General features: G+C 62.0%; 14 protein-coding genes. 4 read left to right on the top strand and 10 right to left on the bottom strand.

What is annotated here, in order from left to right; all coding sequences use genetic code 11:
* The first annotated feature begins 118 nt into the window (after positions 1–118).
* Positions 119–808, top strand: coding sequence for an alpha/beta hydrolase (locus BLW50_RS10060; RefSeq protein WP_090701151.1), 690 nt, complete (start codon positions 119–121; stop codon positions 806–808).
* 129 nt (positions 809–937) lie between these two features.
* Here BLW50_RS10060 and glnA read toward each other — a convergent pair whose 3' ends face one another.
* The 3 genes from glnA to sseA all read right to left on the bottom strand — a co-directional run bounded on the left by glnA (position 938) and on the right by sseA (position 3,848).
* Entirely contained in the window at positions 938–2,347 is a 1,410-nt protein-coding gene (gene glnA, locus BLW50_RS10055) for a type I glutamate--ammonia ligase (RefSeq protein ID WP_090701148.1), read from the bottom strand.
* A 63-nt stretch (positions 2,348–2,410) separates the two neighbouring features.
* Positions 2,411–2,749, bottom strand: coding sequence for a P-II family nitrogen regulator (locus BLW50_RS10050; RefSeq protein WP_090701143.1), 339 nt, complete (start codon positions 2,747–2,749; stop codon positions 2,411–2,413).
* 238 nt (positions 2,750–2,987) lie between these two features.
* Positions 2,988–3,848 (bottom strand): 3-mercaptopyruvate sulfurtransferase, encoded by an 861-nt coding sequence (gene sseA, locus BLW50_RS10045; protein WP_090701139.1) that lies wholly within the window; start codon positions 3,846–3,848, stop codon positions 2,988–2,990.
* 351 nt (positions 3,849–4,199) lie between these two features.
* Between sseA and BLW50_RS10040 the strand changes: the two genes are divergently transcribed.
* Together BLW50_RS10040 and BLW50_RS10035 are read left to right on the top strand one after the other, a co-directional pair.
* Positions 4,200–4,583 carry a PaaI family thioesterase gene (locus tag BLW50_RS10040; RefSeq protein ID WP_090701134.1) on the top strand — a complete coding sequence of 128 codons (384 nt, stop codon included), beginning with the start codon at positions 4,200–4,202 and terminating at the stop codon, positions 4,581–4,583.
* An 84-nt stretch (positions 4,584–4,667) separates the two neighbouring features.
* On the top strand, positions 4,668–5,435 hold the full coding sequence (locus BLW50_RS10035) for an SDR family oxidoreductase (RefSeq protein WP_170850087.1): 768 nt from the start codon (positions 4,668–4,670) through the stop codon (positions 5,433–5,435).
* A 66-nt stretch (positions 5,436–5,501) separates the two neighbouring features.
* On the opposite strand, the gene BLW50_RS10030 is transcribed toward BLW50_RS10035, so the two are convergent.
* The 7 genes from BLW50_RS10030 to BLW50_RS10000 all read right to left on the bottom strand — a co-directional run bounded on the left by BLW50_RS10030 (position 5,502) and on the right by BLW50_RS10000 (position 13,098).
* On the bottom strand, positions 5,502–6,533 hold the full coding sequence (locus BLW50_RS10030) for a cysteine synthase A (RefSeq protein WP_090701132.1): 1,032 nt from the start codon (positions 6,531–6,533) through the stop codon (positions 5,502–5,504).
* Between the two features lie 206 nt (positions 6,534–6,739).
* The gene (locus tag BLW50_RS10025) at positions 6,740–7,993 is read right to left on the bottom strand and encodes an SAM-dependent methyltransferase (RefSeq protein ID WP_090701131.1); all 1,254 of its coding nucleotides are present in this window, start codon (positions 7,991–7,993) and stop codon (positions 6,740–6,742) included.
* A gap of 209 nt (positions 7,994–8,202) precedes the next feature.
* Positions 8,203–8,949, bottom strand: coding sequence for an SDR family NAD(P)-dependent oxidoreductase (locus tag BLW50_RS10020; RefSeq protein ID WP_090701128.1), 747 nt, complete (start codon positions 8,947–8,949; stop codon positions 8,203–8,205).
* 31 nt (positions 8,950–8,980) lie between these two features.
* Complete coding sequence (purF, locus tag BLW50_RS10015) at positions 8,981–10,531, bottom strand: amidophosphoribosyltransferase (protein WP_090701124.1); 1,551 nt, start codon at positions 10,529–10,531, stop codon at positions 8,981–8,983.
* A gap of 102 nt (positions 10,532–10,633) precedes the next feature.
* Positions 10,634–11,320 carry a CvpA family protein gene (locus BLW50_RS10010; RefSeq protein ID WP_090701123.1) on the bottom strand — a complete coding sequence of 229 codons (687 nt, stop codon included), beginning with the start codon at positions 11,318–11,320 and terminating at the stop codon, positions 10,634–10,636.
* Positions 11,321–11,468: 148 nt separating this feature from the next.
* Entirely contained in the window at positions 11,469–12,878 is a 1,410-nt protein-coding gene (gene radA, locus BLW50_RS10005; RefSeq protein WP_090701121.1) for a DNA repair protein RadA, read from the bottom strand.
* A gap of 25 nt (positions 12,879–12,903) precedes the next feature.
* Positions 12,904–13,098, bottom strand: coding sequence for a hypothetical protein (locus BLW50_RS10000; protein ID WP_090701118.1), 195 nt, complete (start codon positions 13,096–13,098; stop codon positions 12,904–12,906).
* Between the two features lie 111 nt (positions 13,099–13,209).
* Between BLW50_RS10000 and BLW50_RS09995 the strand changes: the two genes are divergently transcribed.
* Positions 13,210–13,743 (top strand): AAA family ATPase, encoded by a 534-nt coding sequence (locus BLW50_RS09995; protein WP_170850086.1) that lies wholly within the window; start codon positions 13,210–13,212, stop codon positions 13,741–13,743.

Here is a 13,743-nt window from a genome sequence, read left to right as displayed (position 1 = left end):
TGAGCGCCGTTCAACGACAGCGAAGTTTGCCTCTTCGAATTGAATGCGAGCACTGATTTCTACTTGAGGCTTGGAGAGCGCGAACGGCCTTCTCTAAACGTTAGCAAGGAGAGACGTCATGGCTGAGCTTCCAACGATTGTATTGGTTCATGGCTTTTGGGGCGGTGCGGCTCATTGGAGCAAAGCCATTCTTGAACTTGCCCATCTAGGTCATAAAAATATCCATGCGGTGGAGCTGCCGCTGACATCGCTGGCCGAAGATGCGGAGCGCACGCGCAAGATGATCAAGCAGGTCGAAGGACCTGTGCTTCTTGCGGGCCATTCATATGGCGGTGCGGTTCTGACCGAAGCGGGCGACTTGCCGAATGTCGTTGGCCTCGTCTACGTCGCCGCTTTCGCGCCGGATGCGGGCGAAAGTCCCGGTGGTATTAGCCAGGCCAAGCCGCCGGCTGCCTTCCCCAACATCACGCCTGATAGCGATGGCTATCTTTGGATTAAACCGGACAAGTTCCGCGAAAGTTTTTGCCAGGACATGACGGCTGACGAGGCACTCGTCATGGCCGTTACCCAGAAGGCGCCTTTAGGTTCGACCTTCGGCAACGCCATTACGGCGCCCGCATGGAAAAAGAAGCCATGTTGGTATCAGGTCTCCACCGAGGATCACATGATCCATCCTGACAACCAACGGTCGATGGCCAAGAGAATGGCAGCGAAGAAAATCATTGAACTCAAGGCCAGTCATGCGTCGCTTGCTTCGCAGCCGAGGGAGATCGCCGCTTTCATCGATGCTGCAGCACGGGCGACATAAAGAGGCGACCGGGGGATGTCCCCGTAGGTGGTCGTCATGCCGACGGCTGAACGTGCCCAATAGGTTCAATAAGAAAGGGGCCGGTTCTTGCGAACCGGCCCCGAACTTTATGCGCTCTGATCGAAGCGATCAGTAGGAATAGTACATGTCGAACTCGACCGGATGCGGCGTCATTTCGAAGCGCATCACGTCCTGCATCTTCAGCTCGATGTAGCTGTCGATGAAGTCGTCGTTGAACACGCCGCCGCTCTTCAGGAAGGTGCGATCCTTGTTGAGGTTCTCAAGCGCTTCGCGCAGCGAGCCGCACACCGTCGGGATCTTCTTCAGTTCCTTCGGCGGCAGGTCGTAGAGATCCTTGTCCATGGCCGCGCCCGGATCGATCTTGTTGGCGATGCCATCGAGACCGGCCATCAGCAGAGCCGCGAAGGCGAGGTAGGGGTTCGCCATCGGATCGGGGAAGCGCACTTCAACGCGCTTGGCCTTCGGGTTTGTCGTCCACGGAATACGGCACGAAGCGGAGCGGTTGCGCGCCGAGTAGGCGAGCAGCACGGGGGCTTCATAGCCGGGGACCAGACGCTTGTAGGAGTTGGTCGACGGGTTGGTGAAGGCGTTCAGCGCCTTGGCGTGCTTGATGATGCCACCGATGTAGTAGAGGCAATCCTGCGACAGGCCGGCATATTTGTCGCCCGCGAACACCGGCTTGCCGGCCTTCCAGATCGACTGATGCACATGCATGCCCGAGCCGTTGTCGCCGAAGATCGGCTTCGGCATGAACGTCGCCGTCTTGCCGTAGCTCTGCGCCACCTGATGGATGCAGTACTTATAGATCTGCATGTGGTCGGCCATGGTGATCAGCGTGTCGAACTTCATACCGAGTTCGTGCTGAGCGGACGCCACTTCGTGGTGATGCTTCTCAACCTTGACGCCCATTTGGGCCATGGCGGAGAGCATTTCGCCGCGCATGTCCTGCGCCGAATCCTGCGGCGGAACCGGGAAGTAGCCGCCCTTGGTGCGGATGCGGTGGCCGAGGTTGCCGCCTTCGTAGTCGGTGTCGCCGTTGGAGGGCAGTTCCGACGAGTCGAGCTTGAAGCCCGTGTTGTAGGGCTCGGACGCGAAGCGCACGTCGTCGAACACGAAGAATTCGGCTTCCGGGCCGAAATAGCAGGTGTCACCGACGCCTTGCGACTTCATGTGGGCCATCGCCTTCTTGGCGATGCCGCGCGGGTCGCGGTTGTAGGGTTCGCCCGTCGACGGCTCAAGCACGTCGCAGGTGATGACCATGGTCGGCGCGGCGAAGAACGGGTCCATCGTCGCACTGGTCGGATCCGGCATCAGGGTCATGTCGGATTCATTGATCGCCTTCCAGCCGGCGATCGACGAACCGTCGAACATCGTGCCTTCCGAGAACATTTCCTCGTCGACGAGACCTGGGTCGAAAGTGACGTGCTGCCACTTGCCACGCGGGTCGGTAAAACGCAGATCGACGAATTTCACGTCGTTATCTTTGATCGCCTTAAGGACGTCCTTGGCGGTCTTCATGTCTGGGCCTTTCTACACTTGCTAGGGTCGTTCGGTGGGGTGCTGGAGGAATCTAGGAAGATGTCAAATTGCATCCGTGCCGGTTTCACCGGTGCGGATGCGGACAGCCCCCTCGATATTGGATACAAAAATCTTGCCATCGCCAATCCGGCCGGTCTGGGCGGCCTTGCGGATAGCTTCTACGGCACGATCGAGCATTTCGTCAGCCAGGACGATCTCGATTTTCACTTTGGGCAGGAAGTCGACGACATATTCGGCACCGCGATAGAGCTCGGTGTGGCCCTTCTGTCGGCCAAAACCCTTGGCTTCGGTGACGGTAATGCCTTGCAAGCCAGCTTCCTGGAGGGCTTCTTTCACCTCGTCCAGTTTGAACGGCTTGATAATCGCCTCGATCTTTTTCATGCGCTCCCGCTGCTCCCGGTGGTGGCCCGTGCGTGGGTCGGCCGTATGACCGCATTCCGACGGGCTATTAGCACCTGCTGTGCCAAGATTCTATCCAGCCACCCCCAGCAATTAAGGGGATAATGGCTGGATTTATTCGGGTTCCGCTCCTCCGCACAAGTGTTGCACAAAGGTTGCGCATTTGCTGCCTAATTATTGATCATATCACTGCCGAGGATTTGGTCAGTGCGGCTGTTGATCACGGTTTGCCTTTGGCGACCGGCTGCCCGCGCGATGCCCATTCGGTCCACGAACCGTCGTAAAGCTTCGGCTGCGGTTTGCCGGCGACCGCGAGCGCCAGATTGGCGATGGCGGCCGAGACGCCGGAGCCGCAGCTGGTGATCAGGGCCTCGTCCGGATTGATCCCGGCGTCGTGGAAGGCTTTCAGCAGCTCTTCCTTGGATTTAAGCGCACCATTGGCGACCAGTTCGGTGGTCGGCAGGTTGCGGGCGCCGGGCATATGGCCGGAGGGCAGGCCAGGGCGGGGTTCCGGCGTTTCGCCGGTGAAGCGCCCGGCGGCGCGCACGTCGAGCACCTGGGCCGAGTTGTCCTGCAGCGCCGCCGCCACGTCCGCCATGTGCGCCACCCCGTCTTTATTCAGGGTTGCCGTGAAGGCGCCGGTGTGACGTTGGGCCACGCCCTGTTCAACCGGCCGTCCCTCGGTTTTCCAACGCGGCAGGCCGCCGTCGAGCACATGCACCTTGCGCGCGCCAAACAGGCGGAACATCCACCAGACGCGCGGCGCCGAGAACAGGCCGCCGCCGTCATAGACGACGATGTCGTCATCGGTATTGACCCCCAGGCCCGCCGCCGCCTGCGCGAAGCCGGTCGGGTCCGGCAGCATGTGCGGCAGGTCGCTCGATTTGTCCGAGACCTCGTCGATGTCGAAGAACACCGCCCCGGGGATATGACCCGCCGCATATTCGGCTTTGCCGTCGCGGTTCGCCGCCGGCAGGTACCAGGAGGCATCGACAATGCTCAGGCCTGCCGTTCCCAGCCGGTCCGCCAGCCAGGCGGTCGAGACGATCGGAGCGCTGGCCTGGGATGCTGAATCATTCATGAACAGTCCTCGTCAAATTTAACGAAATATTTGCCATGTGCATCCTCGCACATCGGCAATCCATCGGCCAGCTAGGGTGACCTCATCGGACTTGAGGAGGCTCACATGGGACGCACGCATAGCCAGAGCAATATCGGTGGTTTGTTCGCCTTCGGCCTGTGGGCCGGCGCCTTCATCTGGTTCATCGCCGTCGTCGGCTGATCGTCTTCCCTGATCTTGGCCGTTCCCCAAATTTAGCTTATCCCGTCTCTGCTGTGGCTTTTTCGTCGAGGCAAACGGGTGAACGCTCTCTCTCCGAAAGACCCGGCCTTCCGCGCCCGCGTCCAGGCAAGTTTTGATAAACAGGGGCTGATGAGCACCTTGGGCGCGTCGATCTTCAGTATCGCGCCGGGCGCTGTCGACATCGCGCTTTTGCCCAACCCCTCCATCTCGCAACAGCACGGTTTTGTTCACGCGGGCGCCGTCGCCGCGATCGCGGATTCCGCCGCGGGCTATGCCGCGCTCAGCCTGATGCCTGTGGGCGTCGGGGTTTTGACCACCGAGTTCAAAATCAATCTGGTGGCGCCGGCTGCTGGTGATCGCATCGTGGCGCGCGGGCGCGTCATCAAAGCCGGGCGGACGTTGACCCTGGCGCAAACGGAGGTCTTCGCCGAGGCGGCGGGCAAAGAAAAGCTGGTCGCGCTGCTCACCGCAACCCTGATGGCGATTGAAGGCCGGGACGGCGTAGCCGATTAACGCGTCTAGGATCTTTGTTTTGACGCGTCTCGAGGTTGCGCTACGCGCCCGAATGTCCAATACCCTCCCGTTATGACCATTCTCGTGACAGGTGGAACCGGAGCCCTCGGACGGCGTGTCGTTGACGCGCTCGAACGCGCGGGCGTGGAGGTTCGTTCTCTCAGCCGCGGCGAACGTGAGCCGATTCCCGAACACATCGGCGTTCAGGCCGACCTTCTGTCAAAAGAGGATCTGGCGGCGGCCCTCGTCGGCATCAAAACCGTGGTGCACTGCGCCCACGATTCCTCCACCCCCGACAATAGCATCGCCGGCACCACCAATCTGATCGAAGCCTGTCAGGCGGCGGGTGTCCGGCACTTCGTCTACATCAGCATCGCCGGCATCGATACGGCCGCCGATTTTGCCTACTACGCCGTCAAGCTCGAAGAGGAGCGGCGGATCATAGCCAGCGGGCTACCCTATTCGATCCTGCGCGCGGCGCAGTTTCACAACCTCGTCCACGCCATTCTGATGCGGCTGAACACAGCGCCCATGGTGATGTATGTGCCACGTGGTGTCGTGTTGCGGCCGGTCGATATCCGCACCGTCGCCGATCGTTTGGCCGATATCGCACAGGGGCCGCCGCGCAAGCGTTGCCGCGATCTCGTCGGCCCGGAACAGCGCCCGATCGAAAGCCTGGCGCGGCAATGGCTGCGGGCCCGTGGCCAATGGAAGATCGTCTTTTCGCTGCCTTCGAATTCACCGGGCTTCAAGGCCTTCCGCGAACTCACCCTTGGTGAGGCCGACAAGGCGGGCCCGGACTTCGCGTTATGGCTGGTGGAAAACGTCAAGCGGCCAAAGCCGCGGCGCTGAGCGTGGCCGCAGTTCATGACGAGGATCATGACATGCGGGCAGGGCCGAACCGTTTGTGAGCCTTGCCTACACCAGGCACTTGTCGACGGCGCTGGTGCGTTCCATCCAAGCCGGCACCGGCAGATTCTTCTCGCGCAGGAACGTCGGGTTGAACAGTTTCGACGCATAGCGCACGCCGGAATCGGCCAGCAGCGTCACGATCGTGTGGCCCGGGCCCATTTCCTTGGCCATGCGGATGGCGCCGGCGACATTGATGCCCGACGAGCCGCCCAGCAGCAGGCCTTCGTGTTCGGCGAGATCGAAGACGATCGGCAGCGCTTCGTCATCGGGAACCTGGAAGGCCATGTCGATAGGCGCGTCGACGAGATTGGCGGTGATGCGGCCTTGGCCGATGCCCTCGGTGATCGATGACCCTTCCGACTTCAGCGTGCCGGTGGTGTAATAGGAATAGAGCGCCGCGCCCATCGGATCGGTGATGGCGATCTTGATGGCCTTGTTGCGCTCTTTCAGGGCGATGCCGACGCCAGCCAGCGAACCGCCGGTGCCGACCGCGCAGGTGAAGCCGTCGACCTTGCCGTCGGTCTGCGCGAAAATCTCCGGGCCGGTCGTCTCGATATGGCCTTGCCGGTTGGCGACATTGTCGAACTGGTTGGCCCAGATCGCGCCCTGCGGATGTTCCTTGGCCAGCTTCTCGGCGACGCGGCCGGACACCTTCACGTAGTTGTTGGGATTGGAGTAGGGCACGGCCGGAACCTCGATCAGTTCGGCGCCCTGCAACCGCAACATGTCCTTCTTTTCCTGCGACTGAGTCTCGGGAATGATGATGACCGTGCGGAAGCCCATGGCATTGGCGACCAGCGCGATGCCAATGCCGGTATTGCCGGCGGTGCCCTCGACGATGATGCCACCCGGCCGCAGCTGGCCCTTGGCCACCGCGTCCTTGATGATGGCCAGTCCGGCCCGGTCTTTTACCGAGCCGCCCGGATTGACGAATTCAGCCTTGCCCAGAATGGTGCAGCCAGTCAGCTCGGACGCGCGTTTCAGCTTGATCAGCGGCGTGTTTCCGATCGCGCCAATCACATCCGGAACAAAACTCATAGAAACGGCTCCTTCATCCGCGCCGGGCTTCCGGCGGGGGGACCCGCCTTGTTCATTGTGCGCTAGCCTTCTTGTCTAAAGCAAATCGCGTTTCGATAGAAACGCGATTTTGCCTAGATCTTTATTTTAACGCGTCTTTGTGCCGTTTGATTTCATCAAACGGCAAAACGCTATGGCTTTGCCGGCGGGCTGTGCAATCCGTGCCGTTACGACTTGCGGTAAACCATCTGGCGAACATCGATCGTGCCGGCGCGGAAGCCCGCTTCGCAGTAGGACAGGTAGAATTCCCACATGCGACGGAAGCGTTCGTCGAAGCCGAGCGTCGTCAGGGCCGGCCACTTGTCGAGGAAGGTGTCCCGCCATTGCGCCAGAGTGCGCGCATAGTCGATGCCAAACATCCGATCGGCCGCCAGTTTCAGGCCGTAGCGGTCGCCCAGTTCGCGCATGATCGTCGCCGTCGGCAGCATGCCGCCGGGGAAAATATAGCGGCGAATGAAATCCAGTTCGCGTCTGTATTTTGGAAACAGCGTTTCCTGGATGGTGATCACTTGCAGGCCGGCAATGCCGTTGGGCTTCAGCCGGTCATGCAGCTGACCGAAATAGGTCGACCAATATTCCTCGCCGACCGCTTCGAACATTTCGATGGAGGCGATGCGATCGTAGACGCCTTTTTCGTCGCGATAGTCGAGGTACTTGATTTCGACCTTGTCGGAGAGGCCGGCATCGGCCATGCGCTTGGTGGCGAAGTCGAACTGTTCCTGAGAAATCGTCAGGCCCGTGACTTTGCAACCGATCTCGCGCGCCACGAATTCGGCGAAGCCGCCCCAGCCGCAGCCGATTTCCAGCACGTGATGCTCGCGCTGAATATTCATCTGCCGCGCCAGCTCGCGATATTTGCGCGTTTGCGCCGAGGCGAGGTCATTGTCGCCTTCCGCATAGAGCGCCGATGAATAGGTCATCGTGCGATCGAGCCATTGCGAATAGAATTTATTGCCGAGGTCGTAATGCGCGTGAATGTTGCGCTTCGAGCCCCATTTGGTGTTGCGGTTCATCCAATGACGGATCATCTGCACGAAACGAATGATTGGCTTGTCCGCCAGCAGTTTCTCGATGACCTGCTGATTGTAGCAAAACAGTTCCAGGAACTTCTCGAGGTCTTCGGCCGACCACATGCCAGACAGATAGGCATCAGCTACGCCGACCTCGCCGCCGCGCGCCACCTTCTCGGCGAAGGCGACATCGTGCACGATCATGCACGCATACGGCCCGTCTTCGACACCGCCGAAACGGAACGTTTTGCCGTCGGGCATCTCAATGTCGAGCGTGCCGTAGACGAGTTGGGAACAAAGCTTAATCGCTTGCCGCACGGCGAAAGGATAGTTCTTACCGAGCTCGGTTGCAGTGGCCGGTGAGACAGCGATCGCGTCCCGGCGGGCCGGTACAGAGTTCGTTTTGCTCATGCCCTCTTTGACGCGCCTGGCGCGTTCCTCTGGCGGTCGTCAGCCCCAGGAATTCACGGCAGCGCCAAATCTGCCGTTGCTTCCCGCCACGCCCTCAGAGTCAACGTCCGGCACTCCCGTCCAGATCACTGCCGAAGGTCGCGACAGCCGATTTGAACGGAAAAATGCCGAGGGTGCAAGATGGTTGCGAAGATGGCTTCGATCCGCCTTTAGGCGGGTTCGCGGAAGCGGTGGACCGTGCCCATCGGAATGTCGAGGATGCGGCCAGTCTCGGTCCACGCCGGCATGCACAGATCGACGATCTTTGGTGCGATGTCTTCTGGCGCTGCAATACTCATCGGGTCTTCGCCAGGCATCAGCTGCGCGCGCATTTTCGTGCGCACATAGCCGGGATTGACCAGCATCACTTTGACCTTGGAGGTGTTTTGGGTCTCCGCCGCCCAAGTGCGCGCCATCGCGTCGAGCGCCGCCTTCGAGATGGCGTAGGGGCCGCGATAGGGCGACAGGTCAGCCTTGTTGCCGGCGCCCGAGGAAATGAACACGGCGCGGCCGGCGTCCGACTGGCGCAGCAGCGCGTCGAAGGAACGGATCAGGCGGTAGTTCGCGGTGACATTCACCGCCATGACATCGTTCCACTGCGGCGGGTCGAGATGGGGCAGCGGCGTCGTCGGTCCGAGCAGGCCGGCATTGCCGACGAGGATGTCGAGCTTCTTCCAACGTTCGAAGACGGCGAGACCGAGCCGGTCGATCGCATCGAAATCCTTGAGATCGCACGGCACGAGAGTGGCGCTGCCGCCAAGTCCGCGAATGGCGTCGTCGAGTTCCTCGAGCGCGCCCTGGGTGCGGGCCACGGCGATGACATGGGCGCCGCGCTTGGCAAGCTCAAGCGCCACGGCGCGGCCGATGCCGCGCGACGCGCCAGTAACGAGGGCAACACGATTTTCAAGCGCCGACATGCGCCAGGACTCCAAACATGAAAGGCGGGTTTCAGTCGACTTCGGCGAGAAGCGACAATTGCGTCCGCTGCTTCTCGGCGCCGAGATCGGTGAGCGATGTCGGGTAGTCGCCTGTGAAGCAATGGTCGGTGAATTGCGGCCGGGCATTGTCGCGGCCGGGATAGCCGGTGGCGCGATAGGTGCCATCGACCGACAGGAAGGCCAGGGAGTCCGCGCCGATATATTTGCAGATGCCCTCGAGATCGATCGTGCCGTCGTGGTGGCTCATGCGCGCCGCCAGCAGCTTATCCTGCTGTGGCGTATCGATGCCGTAATAGTCGGGATGGGTGATCGGCGGCGAGGAAATGCGCATATGCACTTCGCGCGCGCCGGCATCGCGCATCATCTGCACGATCTTTACCGAGGTGGTGCCACGCACGATGGAATCGTCGATGAGGACGATGCTCTTGCCTTTCACCACGCCGCGATTGGCGCTGTGCTTCAGCCGCACGCCCAGCTCACGCACCGACTGCGTCGGCTGAATGAAGGTGCGTCCGACATAATGGTTGCGGATGATGCCGAGTTCGAACGGCAGGCCCGATTGTCGGGCAAAGCCGATCGCCGCCGGCACGCCGGAATCAGGGACGGGCACAACGACATCCGCGTTCACCGGCGCTTCGATCGCCAGTTGCGCGCCCATGTTCTTGCGCACGTCATAAACCGAGCGGCCGTGGACGATGGAGTCCGGCCGGGCGAAATAGATATATTCGAAGATGCAGGGGCGGGCCTGCTGCGCCGGGAAAGGCTTGTGGCTCTCAAGGGTGATCTGGCCATCGTCCTGCTCGGTGATGACGACGACCTCGCCGTTCTCCACGTCGCGGATGAATTTCGCACCGATGATGTCGAGCGCGCAGCTCTCGGAGGCCAGAATATAGCGGCCGTCGAGTTCGCCCAGCACCAGCGGCCGGATGCCGAGGGGATCGCGAGCGCCGATCAGCTTCTTGTTGGTGAGCGCGACCAGGGAATAGGCGCCCTCGATCTGGCGCAGCGCCTCGATGAACCGTTCGAGAATGCGGGCGTTCCGGCTGCGGGCGACCAGATGCAGGATGACTTCGGTGTCGGAGGTCGACTGATAGATGGCGCCTGAGCGGATGAGTTCGCGGCGCAGTGTCAGCGCATTGGTCAGATTGCCGTTGTGGCCGACAGCGAAGCCGCCGGAGTCCAGTTCTGCGAACAGCGGTTGGACGTTGCGTAGGATGGTTTCGCCGGTGGTGGAATAACGAACATGGCCGACGGCGGAGTTGCCGGGCAGGCGGTCGATGGTCGATTGTTTGGAGAAATGCTCGCCGACAAGACCGAGGCGGCGTTCAGAGGAGAAGCGCTTGCCGTCGAAAGAGACGATGCCGGCGGCTTCCTGGCCGCGATGCTGGAGAGCATGCAGGCCGAGCGCCGTGATGGCCGCCGCATCCGGATGGCCAAAAATGCCGAAGACGCCACATTCCTCGCGCAGGCGATCGCCATCGAAATCAAAATCTCCCGAGTCTCGAGAGGCGGCGTCAACGCCAAAGCTCTCGCTCAGCCCGGTTTGCGCGGCGTGCGTCATGGCAAATTCCCCGATTCGGCTCGGTTGGAACGGTCCGGCCGCGGCAGAATGCGACTCGCGGGCGTCGTCACGAAGCCTACATAATCACATCGAGACCGTTTGTCAGGGGCGCTGGCCAGAAACTTGCGGGTTTCCCTGGGTAATCAGCGATTGGATCCTGTTACGATCCGATTGCGACGGGGCGCTGTCGGTGCGCTGGCCCGGGGCCGGCGGGGCCGGAGTGGCGGCCGGCGGCTTCGTGCTGTCCGTGTCGCCCTCGGGGGCCGGCTCGTCGCTACCTGGGCGGCGGAGGCCCTTGAGGATGGCGCTTTCCGGGTCGGCGGGCAGAATCGCCATCAATTGATCGCCGGTTGCCTGCAACAGCGGCTTGGTGCGCGCTGTGCGGACCCATTCCGGCTGAGTCTTTTCCGGCACCAGCCAGTTGAAGAACAGGAAGGCGACAACGCAGAGTAGCAGCCCGCGTGCGGCGCCGTAAACGAAGCCCAGCGAGCGGTCGAGAGCGCCGATCTTGGAATCCAGGATCATGTCGGAAATCTTGACGGTGAAGATCGACACGATCACCAGGGTCGCAAAGAAAATCGCCGCGGCCGAGACGCCGATCGCGATGTTTTCCTTGGTGATATAGGGTTTTAGATAGGGCAGGCCCATGGGGTAAAAATAGTAGGCCGCCACGGCCGCCGCCGCCCAGGAGGCAATAGCCAGCACTTCACGTGTGAAGCCTCGCAACATCGCCAGAAACGCTGACAAGAGAACGACCGCAATAATTCCAAGATCTAAATAGGAGGGCATCGAAACCGTCTCGTTACAGGCGCCTGGCACGCCAAGGCATCATCGATGCGCATGCCAGGACACCACTCGTCCCTGTGGGGAACGGTCTCCGCCGCGCGCCCCGCTTATAGCGAAGAAGCATCGGTCCGTCACCTCTTGTTAATAACGGTTAGGAGGAGCCCACAGCCCGTGGCCGTTGTGGGGCCGGAGCGCGGCGACCGGCGCCAGAGGCAGCAATATCAGCAACAAGTGCGGCGACATGGCCGCAGGCCCGCAAACTCAGAGGGCTGTTGTCGCTGGCCTGGTCCGGCCCGACGGCGGCTTTGAAACCGAGTTTGGCAGCCTCCTTGATTCGCTGTCCGGCATGGGTCACGGGCCGCACGGCGCCTGACAGGCCCAGTTCGCCGAAATAGACGGTTTCCGCTGGCAGAGGGGCGCCGGTCAGCGAGGAGATCAGGGCGGCCGCCGCTGCAAGGTCGGCCGCCGGCTCGTTCACCCGCAATCCGCCGGCGACATTGAGATAGACGTCGTATTGGCCAAGCCTGAGTCCGCCATGGGCTTCCAGAACCGCCAGAACCATCGAAAGCCGGGACGGATCCCAGCCGACCACCGCCCGGCGGGGTGTGCCAAGCGAGGTGGGCGCCACCAGGGCCTGGATCTCGACCAGCACCGGCCGGGTGCCTTCCATGCCGGCGAACACAGCCGCGCCCGGCGCGGACGCGTCGCGGCCAGAGAGGAACAGGGCAGAGGGATTGGCGACCTCGCTCAGACCGGCGCCGGTCATTTCGAACACGCCGATCTCGTCGGTGGCGCCGAAACGGTTCTTCACCGCGCGCAGAATACGGAACTGGTGGCCGCTATCGCCCTCGAATGAGACCACGGCATCGACCATATGCTCGACCACGCGCGGCCCGGCGATCTGGCCGTCCTTGGTGACATGGCCGACCAGAATGACGCAGGCGCCGGTGGTCTTGGCAAAGCGGATCAGCGCCTGGGCGGAGCTGCGCACCTGCGTCACCGTCCCGGGCGCCGCCTCGACGGTGCTGGTCCACATGGTCTGAATGGAATCGATGATGACCAGGGCCGGGCAGGCGCCCTGTTTCAAGGTCGCCAGAATGTCCTCGACACTGGTTTCCGCGGCCAGCTCCACGGGGGCGGAGGCCAGGCCAAGGCGGGAGGCGCGCAGCCGCACCTGGGCGACAGCCTCTTCACCCGAAATATAGACGACCCGATGTTTCTTCAGCGCCAAGGTTGCGCAAGCCTGGATCAACAGGGTCGACTTGCCGATGCCTGGCTCGCCGCCGATCAGGATCACCGAGCCTGGCACCAGGCCGCCGCCGGCGACCCGGTCGAATTCGGTAATGCCGGAGACGATGCGTGGCGCTTCCCGGCTCTGGCCGTCGAGCCCCTCAAGGGCGAACACGCGGCCCTTGCCGGCTGCGGCGCGGGCGCCGATGCCGGAGGCAGGCGTCTCCTCGACGATCGTGTTCCATTCCTCGCAAGCTTCGCAGCGGCCCTGCCAGCGTTGGCTGACCGCGCCGCAGTTCTGGCAGACGAAAGTGCTGTGGGGTTTGGCCATGGACTCTAAATTTCAGGAGAGGGCGTTACGAGGCGGCGCGGGGGCTGTCCTTGCGCATATAGCTCCTGAGATCACGCAATTGCCGTTCGAGGGCATTTTCAGCGTTTTCCAACTGGGCCAGAGCCGCCTGGATGGAGGCGGTCGCGTCCTCGAACGAACCAGCCGGCGCAAGCCGTTGGGTGAAACGTTGCTCAGCGGGGCGGGTCTCGGGATGGGTCATGGGTTCTCCTCAGGCTCTCTCAAGCTTGATGAGAACAATACAGGAACAAAAACGATTCGGCTACGGCCGAATTTCGCCGCGCTGAAAGCTGCGCTACATCGGGGCATGGCAATGCATGCAGGCGAAATTCTCATCCTCACCGGCCCGCCAGGATCGGGAAAGACGACGACGGCACAAGCCCTGGCTGGAGAGCCGGGGACGCCGAAAGTGCATCTTCATGCGGATGATTTCTGGCGCTTCATCAAGAACGGCGCGGTGGCGCCCTATCTGCCAGAAGCCCATGCGCAGAACGAAGTGGTCATCGGCGTTCTGGCGCGGGCGGCGGAAGCCTATGCCAAAGGCGGCTACTTCGTCGTGGTCGATGGCATCATCGGCCCCTGGTTCCTGCCGTCGTTCAGGGAACTGAGCGTGCCGTTGCATTACATTGTGCTGCGCCCGGCGCTTGAGGACGCGATCGCGCGCTGCCGCGCGCGCGGCGGCGATACGCTGTCTGATCCCGAGCCGATCACGGCGCTCTACGAACAGTTCGCCGCACTGGGCGAGCTCGAACGGCATGTGCTTAAAACCCAAGGCCACACGCCACAGCGCACGTTGCGCGCCGTGATCGACGCTGTTCGCGATAACGCCTTTCGTCTGTCGGCGTAG

The organism is Beijerinckia sp. 28-YEA-48, from assembly GCF_900104955.1.
Lineage (GTDB): Bacteria > Pseudomonadota > Alphaproteobacteria > Rhizobiales > Beijerinckiaceae > Terripilifer.
Note: the sequence above shows the minus strand (reverse complement) of the source record. Positions and strands in the feature narration are given on the sequence as shown.